We start from the raw sequence: 16,318 nt of genomic DNA, 5'->3' as shown, positions 1-16,318 counted from the left end.
GCGAGATGGAATATCAAAAGGACTGCGAGACCGACCGCGCTTGCCACCTACCTTCGGAATTGATGCGGTCAGATCGTCCATTGCCTCCAAGCGACACCTCAAAGCGCCGGGTGCCACTATGTCTTGTCGTCGAGGACGACATGACCATGCGGCATCTGGTGACCAATTATCTCGAAGACCATGACATTCGGACCCTCTCTGCTTCGCGGCGAGAGGAGGTCCCGGCTCTTCTTCTCCGCAGTTCACCGGACCTCGTGGTGCTCGATCTTCGCCTCGGTCAGGAGGACGGTCTGGATCTGCTGCGTGAGATACGCGCGCAATCGGATGTGCCGGTCATCATCACGACGGGGCATCGGCGAGATGAGATCGATCGCGTGATCGGCCTTGAGCTGGGCGCGGACGACTATTTGACGAAGCCCTTCGGCCTGAGGGAACTCGTTGCTCGCATCAAAGCCGTTCTCAGACGACGAGAGGCCGCCCCGTCCGTGGCCCAGCAGCGTGATGCCGAGAAAGGCCGCTGGCGTTTTGGCAACTGGCAGGTCGATCGGCGCTTGCGTCGGCTGACAAATTCGCTCGGCGAACCAATCGGCCTCACGAAAGGCGAATATGCCCTGCTGATGGCCTTCCTCGATGCGCCGCAAAAGCCGCTGTCCCGTGAGCATCTCTTGCAGGCGACGCGTCTGCACGAGGATGTATACGACCGGAGCATCGACGTGCAGGTGCTTCGGCTGCGCCGCAAGCTCGAAACAGATCCAAGTGTGCCGTCCATCATCCGGACCGAACGTGGCATTGGCTATGTCTTCACGCTATCGGTGGAGCGGCTTTGACGATCGGGGCAGTGAGGAGCCGTCCATTCGGCGGCGGGCTGGCAACACGGCTCGCCGTTTCGGATGTTGCCGGAACTTGTAATACAGATGTAGCCGTTTTGGCTCGCGTTGGAATGCCCCGGAAACTTGACGGCGGCAGAGTCTCCCATGCAAACGACATGGAGGCGATCATGCTGATGGTCAACAAGACAACATGCGATGGTCCACGAAGCAGGATACAGGAGCGACCTGACGAACCTGCCCGCGACAAACAATCTCTGCCCGGAATAAGGCGCTCATCCTGGCCCGAGCGAATCGATGAAGGGGCACCTCAACCGAAGGTGACGGGGCGTATCACGCATGTCCTCGCACGATCGGCGATGGTCCCAGCCAAGGCGTTTATCGATCTCACGCTGACCGTTGGTTCCGTGCTGACTGCCGAGTTCCTTGCCGGTTGTGCCGCCTACGCTTGTGCGATGTATCCATACTATGCTGTGGCGGAAGAACGCGAAGCGCCAGTCGAGCTCGAGGCCGTTTCCGATGAGCCGAAGAGCGATCGCTCGCACGGGGGGCGGGGAAGCCTGCGCTTGATCGCGCGTCAGGTGAGCCCGCCGGTCGAGGACGTGGAATTGCATCGGCCGCTGCCGGATGCGCTGCCGTTCATGTCCGACGTCCCCCTCGTCAGTCGCTCCGCGCAATCGTCCCCAGCCTGGTATGAATCGATCGGCGCGGCGGCGCTGGCGCTGGGCAGATCGATCCGCGAACGCAGGGCCGTGCGGCGCGCCGTGGCCGAACTGCGTCAGCTCGATGATCGGCTCCTGCGGGACATGGGGCTCTGTCGTCTCGATGTCGAAAACGCAGTCAGAGGTGAAATCGATCTGAGATGAAATCGATTGTGGCAGCCGTCTGCGCGACAGCGCTACTTGCAGGGGCGTTTGCCGGGCTCGGGCCGTCGACGGTATCGTCTTCGACGGCTCCGACCGCAGCCGATGGCGAGCCGATCACGCCGATCCCGCCGCCGCCGCCGGCTGATCCCCGAAAGCTCGCTCTGGGCGAGCGCCTGTTTGGCGATACGCGGCTGTCCGCCGACGGGAGATTTGCCTGCTCATCCTGCCACGACCTCCGCACCAATGGAGCGGACGGAGGCAGGAGCCGGAATCCAGCGTCAGGCCAGCTCGACACGCTCACCGTATTCAATGCAGCTCTGAGCTTTCGTCTGACGTGGGAAGGCCGTTTTCGCAGTTTTTCCGATCAGACGGAAGATTCGATCGGCAGCCCAGCCAGCATGCGCAGCACCGTTGCCGACGTCGTTCTGAAATTGAAAGCCGATACGGCCCTGAACAAGCAATTTCGTGCCGCCTATGGCCGCGACGTCGATCGTGACAGCCTGCTCGATGCCATCTCGACATTCGAACGGTCCCTGCTCACGCCGGACAGCCGCTTCGATCGGTGGCTCGCAGGCGAAGCATCCGCGCTCTCTCCGGCCGAACTCGAGGGCTACAGAACCTTCAAGGCGTTCGGCTGCAGCGCGTGCCATCAGGGCGTCAACATCGGGGGAAATCTGATCGCCCGTCAGGGCATCTTCCGTCCCCTGGTTGCACGCGGGCCTTTCCGGGTTCGTGTGCCGAGCCTGCGCAATATCGCCGTTACCGCACCCTATTTCCATGACGGAAGCGCCGCCACTCTCGAAGACGCTGTGCGCCGGATGGCGGCTGCGCAGCTCGATCGGACATTGAACGATGATCAGGTTGCCTCGCTGGCAGCCTTCCTCGGAACCTTGACGGGCAATTACCGTGGCAGACCCGTGACCGGAGCGGCGCCATGAAGACCGAGCGATGGGCGGCGGTCGCGATCGGGCTGTCGGCTCTGCTGACCTGGTTCTCATGGCGTGCGGTGAATCCGGAGGCGGAGCTTTATGACCGTGCGTTGATCGAGATCGATCGCTTCGGCATGATCGAGGATACGCTGTACCGTGACCTCTTCACTGCTCGCGCAGGCCTGTTACTCAACTATGACCCATTAGTTAGCGAGATCGATGGGCTGCACCAGGCCATCGCCCGCTTGCGCGCAACCACCCAGGTCGACGGCCAGACCGCCGAGATGGTCGATCGGCTCGCCGCCTCGGTGGACCGCCAGGAGGAATTGGTCGAGTACTTCAAGAGCCAGAATGCGGTCCTGCACAACTCGCTGTCCTTCTTCGCGCGTTTCGCAGCGAATTCGGACCAGCGCGATCTGGACCTTGCCATCAGGTCGGCCGGGACGGCCATCCTCCACTTGACGCTGGACACGTCGTCGACTGCGGTCAAGGAGGCCGAGGAGCGCCTGGACGAACTGGACGGGCAGGCGACCGGATCGGGGCAGGTGGTCCTGGTCGAGCCCTTCCTCGCTCATGGCCGTTTGCTGCACAGGCTGCTGCCTTCGGTCGACGGCATCCTGAAGAAGATGCTGACGCTGCGGCGCAAGCAGGATCAGGAGGCCTTGCGCGCGACCATCCTGGATCGGCAGGTCACCTCACGAAATTCGGCCCGCTTCTATCGCGCCATGCTCTACGGCTCCTCGATCGCGCTGATCGCGTTCCTGATCTATCTCGGCCTCCGGTTGAGATCACGCGCCAACGCGCTGCATCGGCGCGCGGCGCTGGAACACATTATCGCGGACATATCGATGAATTTCATCAATGCGTCTCCGCAAGGCATCGAAGCCGAAATCCAGCGAGCCATTGCTTCGTTCGGAACTTTTGCAGGATCTGATCGCGTCTATGTCGTTGTGTCCGGCGCGACGACACGGTCGTATCTCTGGCATCAGCCGGGCAAGGAGTTTCCGCCTGGCTGGCCTGAAGGCGCGCTCGATCTGGCCTGCCGGATGGTCGACGGGGAAGGAGTCGTCCACGTGCCAGACGTGCGCCGCATGCCCGTGGGCGACGACAAGTTCTTCCTGGAGGGCATGGACCTCGGGGGATGGGCATGTGCGATCAATAGCGATCGTCAAGGCCGCATGGTCGCGTTCGGCTTCGATGCTGTCGGCTGCAAGTGTCGCGTTGCTCACGCCGGCGAACTTGTTCTCCTGCGTATGGCCTTGGACGCTTTCATTCATGCGATCGAGCGGCGAAGTGTCGACGAGGAGCGAAATCGCCTGCAGAAGCGCCTGCAGCAGGCGCGCCGCATGGAAAGGATCGGCACCTTCACCAGTGGCATCGCTCACAATTTCAACAACATCCTGGGCGGAATCCTCGGGTACGCCGAAGTAATGGAAGAGCACGCCCGCTTCAGCCCGGTACTGGCGCGCCATCTCGCTGGAATACGGCGAAGTGCAGACCGGGCCCGCGATCTCGTCGGTCAAATCCTCATGTTCGGTCGTCGCAGCGACATTCGTCGCGATTCCGTCAGCATAGGTGCGCTCGTCGCCGAAACGGTCTCGCTGTTGCGCGTTGCGCTGCCGCCTCGGATTGAAATCGTCGTCAGACAGCATCCAGCCGGATTGATCGTCTTTGGCGAGAGCGTGCAGCTGCAACAGGTCATTATGAACCTGTGCAACAACGCGGCGAACGCGATACCGGAGACGGGACGAATTGAGATCGAGATCGAGCTGCATGAGATGCTCGATCCCATCTGCCTCAGCCACGACAAGATCGAGCCTGGCCAGTATGTGCGGATTTCCGTTTCGGACACGGGGAGGGGTATGGACGGGTCGACATTGGACCGGATATTCGAGCCGTTCTTCACGACGAGGTCCAGCGGAAACGGATTGGGACTCGCGACGGTAAAGGAGATCGTTCTCGACCACAGCGGAGGCATCAACGTGCGCAGTTGTCCAGGCGAGGGCAGCCAATTCGACGTCTGGTTACCGCGGGTCGAGGCGGCGGCCTTCCCGGAGCAGCGCCCGCCTGCGCATATGACGGGACAAGGCAAGGTCGTGATGCTCGTGGCCGGCGACCGTCACCGTCTGCTTGCCGACGAGGAAACGTTTGCTGCGCTCGGCTTCGAAGCCGTGGGCTTCGCTACGGCCGAAGCTGCACGTTCCGCGTCCAAAGCAGCTCCCGACCGGTTCGACTTCGTGGTCGTCGGCCCGGTCGGCTCGCTCGGGCAATCCCTTGAACTTGCGACCGTGCTGCATCACGAGCTTCCGTCCGTTCCGATCGTCCTGGCGACGAGAACGGCATTCGAGATCGGTGCCGATGCATTATTGGGGGCCGGTATTTCTGACGTCGTGCGGTGGCCCATCGTCGCCGAGGAGATTACGATTGTCCTGTCGCAGATCTCCGGAGCCGGCGGGCTCGGGGTCTCGAGCCGCCCGAAATCGCAGGCCTCAATAGCGCTCCCAACCTGATCGCGATGCGAGGTGATTGACGAGACGGAGGGCCCGGCGGCCGCCGGCCGTCGCCCAATGCCAACAGGATCAGGCGGGCTCTGAACCGGCAAGATGAGAGATGGATCCAAAGGGACAAGCGGGTGAAGCGCGGTCGCGAAGCGAAAGGCAAGTTGCACGATGTTCCAGGCGAGGGCTCCGGATCGCTGCGCTGGCATCGATCGTCTATGATTGCAGACGACGGTCGGCGGGACGTGCGACCAGGAAATACAGGACGAGTGCGAGGAGCGCGGACGCAGCCATGACCGCCGTCGTCGAGAGCGCGGTCCGGCCGTCGAAGCAGGCCGCCACCAGTCCGCTCGATAGGGCACCCGCGACCAGCTGGATGCTTCCGGCAGCAGCGCTGACGGCGCCGGCGATGTCAGGAAAGTGCTGCATCGTCGCGCTCACCACGTTCGGCACGCTGAGTCCGAAGCCGAGCGCGACCGCCATCAGCAGCGCGGTGACAGGCACCGTGGGCATCCAGCCGGTCAATGTCATCGCGAGCAGGGCGACGCTGACCACTGACGACAGCGTCAGCCCGGTGGCGAGCATGCATGCCGAAGATATCCCGCGCCGGCCGAGCTGTCCGTCGAGGAAGGCGCCGCCCATGACGGAAGCCGAGCAGGCGCTGAAGATCAGGCCGTATTGCTCGGGCGAGAGCCCGACGGCCCCGATGAAGAAGAGCGAGGCGCCGGTGACGTAGGCAAACACCGTCGCGCCGCCCGCCGCACCGACCAGGATGTAAGGAAGAGAAACCGGATGCGTCAGGACGCGGCGATAGCTGTCAATCACGGCCGCGGGCACCAGGCGGGCGGATGGAGCGATGGTCGCCGTTTCGGCGAAGCGAAACATCACCACCACCAGCAGCGTGAAGCCCATCGCAGCCTGGGTCGCATAGATCGATTGCCAGCCGGCAGCCGCCAGCAGGGCAGCCCCCGCGGTGGGCGCGATCACGGTGGCAACGTTGACTGCGACCATGACGTTGGCGATCCTGCCTCGTGCGGCGGTGCCGTCGAAGAGGTCGCGTATGATGGCAAAGGTAGTGGCGGTTGCGGCGGCGCCGATGCCTTGAACGAAGCGGCACAGCAGCAGAGCCGGCAGCGAGGAAGCAAGCGCGCAGCCGAAATTGGCGGCGACGAACAGCGCGAGGCCGAATGCCAGGATCGGCTTGCGGCCAAGGCGGTCCGAGGCGGGTCCATAGATCAGCGGCGCTGTTGCGAGGCTGAGCATGAAGGCACTCGTCGTCAACCCGACATCCGACGCGCTCACGCCAAACGTGGAGCCGGTGGCCGCCAGTGCCGGCAGATTGATGTCGATGCTGGAATATGGCACGGCCGCCAGCAGCCCGAGCAGCACCGTGAAGGCGAAGGAGTCAGGTTCGATGCGCATGAACATCCGATTGCATTTGACGAACTCCGAGGGAACGACGGAGGACGGCCGCACCGCCCTCCATAGCTCCGTTCGGCAATCTGATCATCCGCGCCGCCCGGCGCGCCGACCCCGGCTCGGCATGGCCGCGCGGAGGCGTGACAGCTTGGCTTCGTCGGCAACGAGTTCGCTGATGATCCGGAGAATCTTCTTCCGTGTATCGATCCCTGCGAACTCGTCCGCGATCTGCAACGCGCGCAATCGATAGCGCGGCTGGTCGAGCACCGTCCGCACTGCCTCGCGCAAGGCTTCCGGCGTCGGCTCGTTGGTCGCCAGGTTGATGCCGACCCCGGACCACGCGACCCGCGCGTTGACGTCGGCCTTGTCTTCGGTCAGTCCCGCAGCAACCAGGGGAATGCCGTAGCTCATGGCCTGGTTGACACTGCCATAGCCGCCGTTGGTGACGAGCACGTCGACTTTCGGCAGCAGCCATTCGAACGGCAAATAGCTGGCGACGCGGGCGTTCGCCGCCACCTTGCCGGGAATGGCGTCGATCGGACGGCCACCCGCCGTCGCGATCACGAGGATGTCGGCCTCGTTGGCGAGCGCCGCCAGCGTCGGGGCGACCAGCAGATTGAGGTTGTGATTGGCCACCGTCCCCTGCGTCACGAGCACGACCTTGCGCGAGCCATCGAGGTCCTCGGCCCAGGGCGGCGGCGAGACTTGATTGGCAATGATCGGAGGCGTGCCGACGAAATGCACCGAAGACAGCATGTCGCGTGGAAATTCGAAGCTCGGCACCGACAATTGCAGATAAGAATCGGCGAGAGCGACCACGGAATGGAATAGCGGCATCGCTATCGGCCCGACCCCGAGACCCTTCAAGGCGCGGTTCAGGCGCAGCAATACCGGCTGATCGACCGTCGCGTCATAGTCCCGCGCCAGGGCCGCATACCGATCGCGGTCCTCGTCGGTGTTTGCCGGCGGCAAGCCGAGAAAATTCGGCGCGCCGTCCTCGCGCGGCCAATGCAGGATCGAGGTGCCGCAGAGCGCGACGGGAGGCCGATGCGATCGCGGTCCGAGCAGGAGCGGCAGTATGCCGAACAGCATGTCGTCGGCGAGAATGACGTCCGCCGGAAATTGCCGCAACGCATCCAGCAGCCCCTGGTGCTGGGCCGGAATGGCGTCGACGAAGATGCGTTCGCAAACAACACGCAGCCATTCCAGTCCCGGGGGAATGGTCTTGAGTTCGGGGACCAACGAGAAGACGTCGTTCGGATCGAAGTCCGCGCCCTCGGGAAGAGGAAAGAACTTGATGCCGTTGGCTTCGACGCGGGCGCGAAAGGCGGTGCCTGTCACAAGGGCAATCTCGTGGCCTTCGGCAGCCAGGATCTGCGTGATCGCCAGCAGTGGATTGAGATGGCCCGTCGCAGGCGTCGAAGCGATAAGAATCTTCATGGGAGCTGACCTCTTGATGAATCGGTGCACGGTCGCTGGAGGGCGGCCGAGCGATTACGCAGAGCGAATTGACGGGATCGCCGTTACAGCAGTGCTTCCGCGGGCTATCGAATGGTTACATCGGTAACGCATCGTGGCGTGACCGGGCCTCGCGCCACGCGGACGTCGATGGAGTCGCCGCGCAAGGACCGCGATTGTGACGCGATCGGCGAGGCGTGAAACGGAGCGACAACGTTGCCATCCTCATCCGGCAATCCACCGGTCGGGCGCCGCAGACATTCGGCTCGGCTCGGATCACAATGCTTCACGCTCCCGGCATCCGGCGGACTTGGCCGCGGACTTGGCCGCGGAAGCGGGAGGCCGATCCGAGTGCGCTACGCGTCATTCAGACCGAGCGCGGCGTCGGTCGCGTCTTCGCGGTACACCCGTAGATCCGATCCAAACGGGCCGGCTGATTGCAGCTGTAACCCCTTTGCCGATGACGGTGATCTCGGTGTAACGGCCGGCCTGCACTTTGGCCCCACGAACAGCGTGTGGGAGATCTACGATGAAGACGCATTCTCACAGTGTAGTCCGGCTTGTCCGCCCGGGGGACACGGAACTCGATGGTCAAGACGTGGCTGCATGGTCCGATCGCCGCGGCACAGTTCGTCTCAGTGCCAGCCGCATCGGGAGGCAGGGCCCCACGCACACCGGTTCTCATCCGGCGCCGGCCGAAGCCGGGTCGAGCCAGGACGCCGGCATATTGTCGTCGGTGATCTTTGCCTTCACGGAAGGGCTTGCGCTTTATGGTGCGGCGTTCCATCCGGCCGCGGCGCTGCCGGCTCACATGATACTGGCAGCACGGAGATGTTGCGAGCCGGACCGGGAGACTGGCGAACCGGCGGAGCCGGTGCACAGCAGCGGTCGCGATGGCGTCGAACGCAACGGCAAGGTCGTCAAGTGCGGCCGTGCCCTGCCGCACGACGCGCAACCGGGGCGACGTTGGAATTGGCTGCGCTCGGCCGGTGAGATGCTGACGGTCTTGCGGGTGCATTTTCGCCGAGAGCGGGAGATCAGAAGGGCCGTTGCCGCTCTGATGGAACTCGACGACCGGACCTTGCGCGATCTTGGAATCCACGGCCGATCGGAGATCGAGTGGGCGGTGAGATACCGTCATGATTGCTGAGGCTGTCATCATGCTTTGGCCGGACTGAGCCTGGGTCATGTCGCGCTGGCGGAACAGCAGGCGATCGCGCGGCCGCCCGTTACGATTGCAACGAAGTTCGACCGTCCAGCAATCGAGACGTAACGCGCCACATCTAGGAAGGAGAAATCTCGGTCAAGGACAAGAGAAACCCAGTGGCAGAAGTTATCGGCGCCGACGATCGGGCGGCTCTCGCCGCCGTTGAAGGCCTGCCCGTTCTCAGTGTGGCAGACCTCGACGCAGATCCCCACGGCATGTTCCGCAGGTATCGTGCCGCCTATCCCTTTGTCAGGCATGAGGCGGGAGGTTACCTCGTGCTCCGCCATGCCGACATCGAGCGGCTTGGCACCGATGACCGTATTGCCGCATCCGAAACCGCCCACCCGGAATTGTTCGGTGTCACGGAGGGAGCGCTGTTTGACCTCTTCAAGGAGGGAATGCTCACCGCGAACGGTGCCGTTCATCGTCGCCGACGCTCTCCGTTCTCCAGAAGCTTTGCGGCTCGAACGATGGCCGATCTGCGGCCGCACATACGGCGCTCCTCGGAGCAGTTGATTGATAGCTGGTATGCCGATGGTCAGGTCGAATTTGTCGGTCGGTTCGCAGCTGAACTTCCCGCCTGCGTCATTGGCGATCTTCTCGGCCTGCCGCGAGCCGATATCCCGTCCTTTACAGAACTCGTCTACGCGGTGACCCGATTTATCAGCGCGAGCATATTGCCGGACGAAATCGCCGAATCGGAGGCGGCGTGCCAGCGATTGCGCGACTACGTGGAGAAGACGCTTGAAGACCGGCGGCGCGCTCCTCGGGACGATCTCCTCTCGGATTTCCTGCGGAACGCGGACGCAGCCGGCGAGTTGTCACCTCTCGAGATCATATCCCAGATTGTGCAGTTGATCCTCGGCGGCACCGATACGACCCGCGTCGCGATGGTCATGCAACTGGCGCTTCTGCTCCAGCACGGGGAGCAATGGGACGCTGTGTGTCGGGATCCCTCGCTCATCCCGGGCGCGGTTGCGGAGGCGATGCGATTCGAGCCGAGCGTGGCGTCGTTCATCAGGGTGACGACTGAAGACATCGAGGTCGGCGGAGCTGTTCTTCCGGCCGGGCAATTCGTCATCCTGTCGACCATGTCCGCCGCGCGTGACGAAGAGGCCTATGAACGGCCCGACGTGTTCGACATCCGTCGAACCGACCAACCACGGTTGCTTCCCGCCTTCGGGGCCGGCGCCCATCGCTGCATCGGTGAGGCGCTGGCGCGTATGGAACTCGAGGAGAGCCTGGCAGCGCTCGCGGCCCGCATTCCTCAACTCCGACTGGATGAAGCGCCAGCGATCAAGGGGCACAGCGGCATCCGTCGCGTCGAAACCATGCGAATAGCCTGGCAGCCGTGACATCCGGACACGAGGCGTGCACGGGCAAAAACCTGCCGGAATTCGATTGCACCGGTAAAGCCGGTACTTATTTGGTCGCGAATTTGCGATTGAGTCCGGTGCGCGAGCGCATGAGCGCGGCCTCCAGGGGTCTACAGAGTGTGACACAAGCGTCGTGCCCGGTTCTGTAATTTGTGGCATTTGGCTTCGTTGAAAGTTGTCTGCGGACCAGATCCGCACTGGAATCTGTCTCGCGGCACAGGGGATGGTCGGATCCAAGGCTGGTCTGCGTCGCTTCCCCGGCAGGTCGGCGCAAGACTTGCTTCAGCCACTCCAGACGACGGCGACTTTGGACCTCTTAACTCCATCCTCGTTGTATTCGGCCTGAAGCTGGTTCTCTCCGGCGTGCAGTTTCGCGCGTGAGGCTGGTGCGGGCCAAGGAAGGATGAGTACTTTCTTGGAGACGACCTAGCGAAAGCGTTGCGGCCGCTCGAAGTCTGTGTGACTGGACCGATAGCTGAATTCTCCGACGCAATGTCTGGCGAGCATGATGGGTTCGATGTCGCCGTGATCGACGTAAATCTACGAGGAGATACCTTACGTGCCGAAGAGCTTGCGCACTGCTGGCAGCCACTCGCCGGTCATCGTGAACTCGAGCCCGAGCCGGGCGCCGGCGGCAATCGCCAACATTGTGATCGGCGCCGAGAGAGCGAGCGATGAGAATGCGGTCAGTCCCTGGCCAATGGTGCACCCCATTGACATGATCCCGCCGATGCCCATCAGAAGCGCGCCGGTCAGATGCCGCTTTAGTTCGCGAGCGTCATCGCAGGCTTCCCAGCGGAAGCCGCGCGAGAGCAATGCGGCGCCAAGAGACCCCGCCACGACACCGGCGACCGACCCGATGCCAAAATTCAACCGCGCGCCAGAGAAGGTCGCGATGTAGAGAATCGCGTCGCCGAGTGGGGCGACGAAGGTGAGCGAGGAGACCCGCGCCGGGTCGAATTCATCATCTGCCAGCCATCCGGTCGCAAACCAACCGAAGGCGACTGCGGCGCCGACTGCAAAGCCAGAGGCCAAGAGACGCGGCGATCGGACTAGTCTGCCATCTACGAGGGCCCAGAAGGCAAGCGCAGCGGCAATCGAAACGACGAGGAGTGCTCGCATCGTGCTCCCCGCGCCGAGCAGCGAGGTCAGCGTCTGGTTGTTGCCTTCCGAGAGTCTTAGCGACAATGGCTCGATCAGCATCACGCGCAGGACGCCAGTGATGCCTCTCATGGTGGCGAGTGCCGAAAGGCCGAGCACGAGAAAGACCACGATGGCCCGTAGATCTCCGCCGCCGACGCGCACCAGTGTGCCGAAGCCACAGGTGCCTACGAGCGCCATGCCTACGCCGAACATCAGTCCGCCGATGATCGCGCCGCCAAATCCGATCGACGATGTCAGGTAGATCGAACGCGACAGGTCGACTACGCCGAATTCGGTGAGACCCTGCGTGGCCAGCAGGGCCACAGCGGCCGCCAGCGCATAGGATTTGAGCCGGCGAAAATCCGCCCCGAAGAATGCATCCTCGAGCATTGCAAGCGTGCAAAATCGACCCGCCCGACCCGCAACGCCGAGCACGCCCCCGGCGGCAAGTCCGCATGCAAAAGCTATGGTCGAAGGGCCCAGCATTCCTCCCGGGGGATGTTCGTTCTTGTTGCCGGGCAGTCTGCGCCGGGTGGGCACGAAAATCCAGTGCGGAATGTTACCGGCGGCGCCGCCGCACCGGCTCGCAGAAGACGTCGTAGACGGCGGTGAGAATCTTGCGAACGTCCTCGCTGGCAAGGCTGTAATAGATCGTTTTGCCGTCGCGGCGGGTCGTCACCAGCCGATCGAGTTCAGCCGCGCGAGCTGCTGCGAGACGGTCGACTGCCGCTCGCCCAGGAACTGCTCGAGCTCGGTCACCGATTTCTCGCCCTCGGCGAGGATGCAGAGCAGCAGCAATCGGGACTCGTGCGACAGCGCCTTGAGCATGTCGCTCGCCTCGCGCGCCTTCTCGATCATCTGCTCGAGTTCGGCGGAGCCCTCGATCTCCTTCAGCTTTGGCAACGGCATCGCGTCAAATTCCCCTGAGCAAAATTCGCAAGAACGGTTACGACCTGTCCAATTCCGATCCCGTGTTTGACAGGATTCGGTCCAAGAGGCCGAAGAAGAAGGCATCTCCAGGATAGCCGCGAATGCGCCCGATCTCACGGCCCTCTTGTACCACGACAAAGGTCGGCGTGAAGGCACCCGGATCGATTCCGGCGAGATCGGCGGGAAGGGGGCTGTTCAGGTCGACCCGGCGCAGGGGGGGCGGCTCGGCCTTCCCCGGTCTTGCCGTAGATCGGCGCGATCTCGGCGTTGAAGCGCGCGCACCAGGCGCAGCCGGCCCGCTCGAACATGACGAGCTCGGCCGCGCGCGATGCCGTCGTCGGCAGTGCTAGCCCGACAGCGACTGCGAGCAAGGTGATGATTCCGTTCATGCTGCGTACCGAACCCCTGGACTTGCTTGTAACGTCCTTGGCGCTTTATATCATTAAATTCAGATATGTGATAGGGATGGGGAACGGAATGACCTTGGACGTCACGCTTGGTGCGGCCTTTGTCGCGGGCCTTTTGTCGTTTCTGTCGCCCTGCATCCTGCCGCTGGTGCCGCCTTTCCTGTGCTACATGGCCGGCGTCTCGGTCACGGATCTGTCCGGTGACAGGCCGGACCTGCGGCCGCGCATCCTGCTCTCCGCGCTCTCCTTCGTGGCGGGCTTTTCGCTGGTCTTCATCGCGCTCGGCTCGACCGCCTCGATCGCGGGACGCTTCGTCTCCGCGCATCTGTCGACGCTCGGCATCGTCGCCGGCGGGTTGATCATCGTCATGGGCCTGCATTTTCTAGGGCTGCTCAGGATTCCGCTGCTCTATCGTAGTGCGACCGTGCAGGTCGACAGCCGTCCAGCCGGCCTGCTGGGGGCTTTCGTCATGGGCCTGGCCTTTGCGTTTGGCTGGACGCCCTGTGCAGGCCCGATCCTGGCTGCCGTCTTGCTGATGGCAGGCTCGGAAGACACCACCGGACGGGGCGCACTGCTGCTCCTCGCCTATTCGATCGGGACCGGCATTCCCTTCCTGATCGCGGCTGCCTTCACCGGTCGCTTCATCGCCGCGCTTGGCCGTGTGCGCCGGCATCTCGGTCTGGTCGAGAAGACGATGGGCGTCTTCCTGGTCGCGACCGGTCTGATGTTCCTGACCGGATTGATGCCCGCGATCTCGGAATGGCTGCTCGAGCGTTTTCCTGGACTGACCAGCATCGGCTGAGGCTAGCCGTAACGGAAGTCGAGCAACTGGGCAAAGGACTGCAACTCGACAAGGTAACGGTGGACGAGGGATGCATCGCCCGCCATCGCAGCATGAGCGATCTCTTGGCTGCTGGCGATGGCCCCATCGATCAGGCGGCGGAATTCGCCTTGCGCAGCGATCTCGCTGTTTGCCCATTGATTGCAGCGCACAAGGCGATCGCGGAACGCTCTTGCGGCGGCGACGGTCTCCTCGGCGTTCGCCGGCGCCGGCCGATCGTCGTACCTGGTAGCCGCAACACGCAGTGCTTCCATGGCGGGCGCGAACTCGAAGATGCAATCGCCGAGATCGTACAGGCCTGCGTGACGCCTGAGCGCGTGAAAAGACTGCCGAAGTGCGAGCAACTCGCGGCCGGCGGCGACATTGTCACCGCGGTCCAGCGCGCCCGTAATCGTCGCGAGTTGGTCGTAACCCCGGTCGAGAAATCCCGCCAATTCGGCCGGCGTGTAAGCGGGCAGGGGACCGGATGTGCTCGGTGCGAATCGTTTCCAGCGGGCGACTGCCTCGTCGGTCTCGATCTGTGCCAGCGCGACGTTTCCGGTGCGGACGTAGCTCGCGGCCGTGCGCAGGTTTGCCATGATCGGCGCCATCGCCGATGCGAAGTCCGCAGCCTTGTCGGCCTCCGCGCCGAGCGCGAGCGCGTTCGAGGCCAGCCATGCCAGCAGCACGATGGTGCAGCGCAAGATCGGAACTCCTTGTCACATTCGTGTATTCGAATATCATAATGAAAATGAGCAAGGCGCAAGATCTTCCAACGCACGAAACCCTGATGTCGCTTCGCACGCCGACCCGACGCGGCCTCATTGCATTCGCGGCAGGCGCGGCTTTGGCCGGCCGCGGCGCGGCGGCGGCGGAGCCCGCCGTCGGAGAGGACGGACTTTATCACGAGCCCTGGTTTCTGCAGAGCTTCCTCGATCTGCGCGAGGACCTTGAGAGCGCTGCTGCCAGCGGCAAGCGCTTCGCCATCATGTGGGAGCTGCGTGGCTGTCCCTATTGCCGCGAGACGCATCTGGTGAATTTCGCCGATGCCGGCATCGCGAGCTACATTCGCGACAATTTCGAGATCTTGCAGCTCAACCTGATCGGCGCACGTAAGGTTACGGATTTTGACCGCGAGGAATTGTCCGAGAAGGACCTCGCTCGGAAATACGGCATCAGGTTCACTCCGACCCTTCAGTTCTTTCCGCCATCTTCCGGTGGCCTCGAAGCGAAGGATGCGATGGCGCGCGAAGTGGCGAGGGCACCCGGTTATCTCAAGCCTCCGCACTTCCTGGCGATGTTTCGCTTCGTGCGGGAGCGCGCCTATGAGCGCGGCTCGTTCCGGGATTTCTTGCCGCACATGGCTGACTGAAAGCGTCTTTCGAATTTCGCTTGACGTCGCTCAGATCGTATGAACATATCATAATAAATGAATTTGATGGACCGTTAGTCCATCGTGATCAAGAGCGGGCGTCACCCCGCGATAAGGGTAGGAAACATGCGACGCTCGCTTGCGGCTGCGTTTGCACTTTGTCTGTCGGCCGGAGGCGGTCTTGCCCAAGAGCCGAGCAAGGAGCCCATCCGGCTCGACGTCGTCAACGATTCCCTGCCGAAATCCCTGACCGGCGCGCCCGGAGATGCCGCCGCCGGAAAGAAGGTGTTTCTGACGCGCACGCTTGGCAACTGCCTGGCCTGTCATCAGGTCACCAGCCTGAAGTCCGAGGAATTCCACGGCGAGTTCGGTCCCTCTCTCGACGGTGTGGCCGGTCGCTACAGCGAGGCGCAGCTCCGCCTCATCGTCGCCGACCCCAAGCGCATCTTCACCGACACGGTCATGCCGGCGTTCTTCAGGAACGACGGCTTGAGCCGGGTGCGCCCGCAATTCGTCGGCAAGTCGATTCTGACGGCCGCCCAGGTCGAGGACGTGGTTGCTTATCTCAAGACGCTGAACTGACGGCGAGGAGGATCAAGGAATGAAAGCCATCAATCGACGGCAGGCATTTGCGCTCGGGGGCGGCTTCGTCATGCTGACGCTGATGCCCATGGCCGCTGATGCCGAAGTGACGGGCGACGCGGCGAAGTGGATCGAGAAGTTCACCGGCGGCAAGCAGCCCGTCAAAGGCAAGATATCGCTCGATCTGCCGGAGATCGCGGAGAACGGCAACACCGTGCCGCTGTCGATCAACGTCGAAAGTCCGATGACCGCGGACTCCTATGTCAAGGACGTTCTGATCATCGCAGACGGCAATCCGAATGCGGGTGTCGCGACGCTGTCGTTCACGCCGTTGTCGGGCAAGGCGGAGGCTTCGATCCGGATCCGGCTCGCCACCACGCAGAACGTGGTTGCGGTCGCGAAGATGAGCGACGGCGCGCTGTTCACGGAGCAGAAGACCGTCAAGGTCACAATCGGCGGCTGCGGCGGCTAAAGCTAAGGAGAC

The 16,318-nt window shown here is 63.1% G+C and carries 14 protein-coding genes and 2 pseudogenes; 10 read left to right on the top strand and 6 right to left on the bottom strand.

Translation table 11 applies throughout. From position 1 onward, the window contains the following. Positions 1-62 precede the first annotated feature (62 nt). From ACSHT2_RS12490 to ACSHT2_RS12475, 4 genes are all read left to right on the top strand, one after another. Positions 63-827: a response regulator gene (locus tag ACSHT2_RS12490; protein ID WP_440642827.1), complete on the top strand. Its 765-nt coding sequence runs from the start codon at positions 63-65 to the stop codon at positions 825-827. A gap of 170 nt (positions 828-997) precedes the next feature. Further along, on the top strand, positions 998-1,693 hold the full coding sequence (locus ACSHT2_RS12485; RefSeq protein WP_440641824.1) for a DUF1127 domain-containing protein: 696 nt from the start codon (positions 998-1,000) through the stop codon (positions 1,691-1,693). Next, positions 1,690-2,631: a cytochrome-c peroxidase gene (locus tag ACSHT2_RS12480; protein ID WP_440641823.1), complete on the top strand. Its 942-nt coding sequence runs from the start codon at positions 1,690-1,692 to the stop codon at positions 2,629-2,631. The genes ACSHT2_RS12485 and ACSHT2_RS12480 overlap by 4 nt, the downstream gene beginning before the upstream one ends. Beyond that, complete coding sequence (locus ACSHT2_RS12475) at positions 2,628-5,132, top strand: two-component system VirA-like sensor kinase (protein WP_440641822.1); 2,505 nt, start codon at positions 2,628-2,630, stop codon at positions 5,130-5,132. Before ACSHT2_RS12480 ends, ACSHT2_RS12475 begins: the two co-directional genes overlap by 4 nt. Positions 5,133-5,336: 204 nt before the next feature. On the opposite strand, the gene ACSHT2_RS12470 is transcribed toward ACSHT2_RS12475, so the two are convergent. Together ACSHT2_RS12470 and ACSHT2_RS12465 are read right to left on the bottom strand one after the other, a co-directional pair. Beyond that, positions 5,337-6,542, bottom strand: a complete 1,206-nt coding sequence (locus tag ACSHT2_RS12470) for an MFS transporter (RefSeq protein WP_440641821.1) — start codon at positions 6,540-6,542, stop codon at positions 5,337-5,339. 84 nt (positions 6,543-6,626) lie between these two features. Further along, positions 6,627-7,979, bottom strand: coding sequence for a glycosyltransferase (locus tag ACSHT2_RS12465; RefSeq protein ID WP_440641820.1), 1,353 nt, complete (start codon positions 7,977-7,979; stop codon positions 6,627-6,629). A 547-nt stretch (positions 7,980-8,526) separates the two neighbouring features. On the opposite strand from ACSHT2_RS12465, the gene ACSHT2_RS12460 reads away from it, so the two are divergent. Further along, entirely contained in the window at positions 8,527-9,147 is a 621-nt protein-coding gene (locus ACSHT2_RS12460; protein ID WP_440641819.1) for a DUF1127 domain-containing protein, read from the top strand. A gap of 173 nt (positions 9,148-9,320) precedes the next feature. Beyond that, a complete protein-coding gene (locus ACSHT2_RS12455) occupies positions 9,321-10,559 on the top strand; it encodes a cytochrome P450 (RefSeq protein ID WP_440641818.1) in 1,239 nt (412 codons plus the stop codon). Between the two features lie 576 nt (positions 10,560-11,135). Here the strand turns inward: ACSHT2_RS12455 and ACSHT2_RS12450 are convergent. From ACSHT2_RS12450 to ACSHT2_RS12440, 3 genes and pseudogenes are all read right to left on the bottom strand, one after another. Continuing rightward, a complete protein-coding gene (locus tag ACSHT2_RS12450) occupies positions 11,136-12,209 on the bottom strand; it encodes a YeeE/YedE family protein (RefSeq protein ID WP_440641817.1) in 1,074 nt (357 codons plus the stop codon). A gap of 73 nt (positions 12,210-12,282) precedes the next feature. Beyond that, positions 12,283-12,632 (bottom strand): annotated as a pseudogene (locus tag ACSHT2_RS12445) (ArsR/SmtB family transcription factor). A 37-nt stretch (positions 12,633-12,669) separates the two neighbouring features. Then, positions 12,670-13,042 (bottom strand): annotated as a pseudogene (locus tag ACSHT2_RS12440) (thioredoxin). An 88-nt stretch (positions 13,043-13,130) separates the two neighbouring features. On the opposite strand from ACSHT2_RS12440, the gene ACSHT2_RS12435 reads away from it, so the two are divergent. After that, on the top strand, positions 13,131-13,862 hold the full coding sequence (locus tag ACSHT2_RS12435; RefSeq protein WP_440641816.1) for a cytochrome c biogenesis CcdA family protein: 732 nt from the start codon (positions 13,131-13,133) through the stop codon (positions 13,860-13,862). A 2-nt stretch (positions 13,863-13,864) separates the two neighbouring features. Here the strand turns inward: ACSHT2_RS12435 and ACSHT2_RS12430 are convergent, their stop codons facing one another. Next, positions 13,865-14,584 (bottom strand): hypothetical protein, encoded by a 720-nt coding sequence (locus tag ACSHT2_RS12430; RefSeq protein WP_440641815.1) that lies wholly within the window; start codon positions 14,582-14,584, stop codon positions 13,865-13,867. A gap of 86 nt (positions 14,585-14,670) precedes the next feature. Between ACSHT2_RS12430 and ACSHT2_RS12425 the strand changes: the two genes are divergently transcribed. The 3 genes from ACSHT2_RS12425 (at position 14,671) to soxY (ending at position 16,306) form a co-directional block, all read left to right on the top strand. Continuing rightward, the gene (locus ACSHT2_RS12425) at positions 14,671-15,252 is read left to right on the top strand and encodes a SoxW family protein (protein WP_440641814.1); all 582 of its coding nucleotides are present in this window, start codon (positions 14,671-14,673) and stop codon (positions 15,250-15,252) included. 126 nt (positions 15,253-15,378) lie between these two features. Next, the gene (gene soxX / locus ACSHT2_RS12420) at positions 15,379-15,834 is read left to right on the top strand and encodes a sulfur oxidation c-type cytochrome SoxX (RefSeq protein WP_440641813.1); all 456 of its coding nucleotides are present in this window, start codon (positions 15,379-15,381) and stop codon (positions 15,832-15,834) included. A 19-nt stretch (positions 15,835-15,853) separates the two neighbouring features. Further along, a complete protein-coding gene (gene soxY / locus ACSHT2_RS12415) occupies positions 15,854-16,306 on the top strand; it encodes a thiosulfate oxidation carrier protein SoxY (RefSeq protein ID WP_271530169.1) in 453 nt (150 codons plus the stop codon). Positions 16,307-16,318 lie beyond the last annotated feature (12 nt).

The sequence above is a fragment of the Bradyrhizobium sp. PUT101 genome (assembly GCF_052043945.1).
GTDB lineage: Bacteria > Pseudomonadota > Alphaproteobacteria > Rhizobiales > Xanthobacteraceae > Bradyrhizobium.
This window is presented reverse-complemented; position numbering and strand designations above follow the sequence as displayed.

Coding starts and splice junctions, on each gene's coding strand:
- ACSHT2_RS12490 (WP_440642827.1), top strand. CDS start 63: ATGCGGTCAGATCGTCCATTGCCTCCAAGCGACACCTCAAAGCGCCGG.
- ACSHT2_RS12425 (WP_440641814.1), top strand. CDS start 14,671: ATGTCGCTTCGCACGCCGACCCGACGCGGCCTCATTGCATTCGCGGCA.
- ACSHT2_RS12460 (WP_440641819.1), top strand. CDS start 8,527: ATGAAGACGCATTCTCACAGTGTAGTCCGGCTTGTCCGCCCGGGGGAC.
- ACSHT2_RS12480 (WP_440641823.1), top strand. CDS start 1,690: ATGAAATCGATTGTGGCAGCCGTCTGCGCGACAGCGCTACTTGCAGGG.
- ACSHT2_RS12475 (WP_440641822.1), top strand. CDS start 2,628: ATGAAGACCGAGCGATGGGCGGCGGTCGCGATCGGGCTGTCGGCTCTG.
- ACSHT2_RS12450 (WP_440641817.1), bottom strand. CDS start 12,209: ATGCTGGGCCCTTCGACCATAGCTTTTGCATGCGGACTTGCCGCCGGG.
- soxX (WP_440641813.1), top strand. CDS start 15,379: ATGCGACGCTCGCTTGCGGCTGCGTTTGCACTTTGTCTGTCGGCCGGA.
- ACSHT2_RS12465 (WP_440641820.1), bottom strand. CDS start 7,979: ATGAAGATTCTTATCGCTTCGACGCCTGCGACGGGCCATCTCAATCCA.
- ACSHT2_RS12485 (WP_440641824.1), top strand. CDS start 998: ATGCTGATGGTCAACAAGACAACATGCGATGGTCCACGAAGCAGGATA.
- ACSHT2_RS12435 (WP_440641816.1), top strand. CDS start 13,131: ATGACCTTGGACGTCACGCTTGGTGCGGCCTTTGTCGCGGGCCTTTTG.
- soxY (WP_271530169.1), top strand. CDS start 15,854: ATGAAAGCCATCAATCGACGGCAGGCATTTGCGCTCGGGGGCGGCTTC.
- ACSHT2_RS12470 (WP_440641821.1), bottom strand. CDS start 6,542: ATGCGCATCGAACCTGACTCCTTCGCCTTCACGGTGCTGCTCGGGCTG.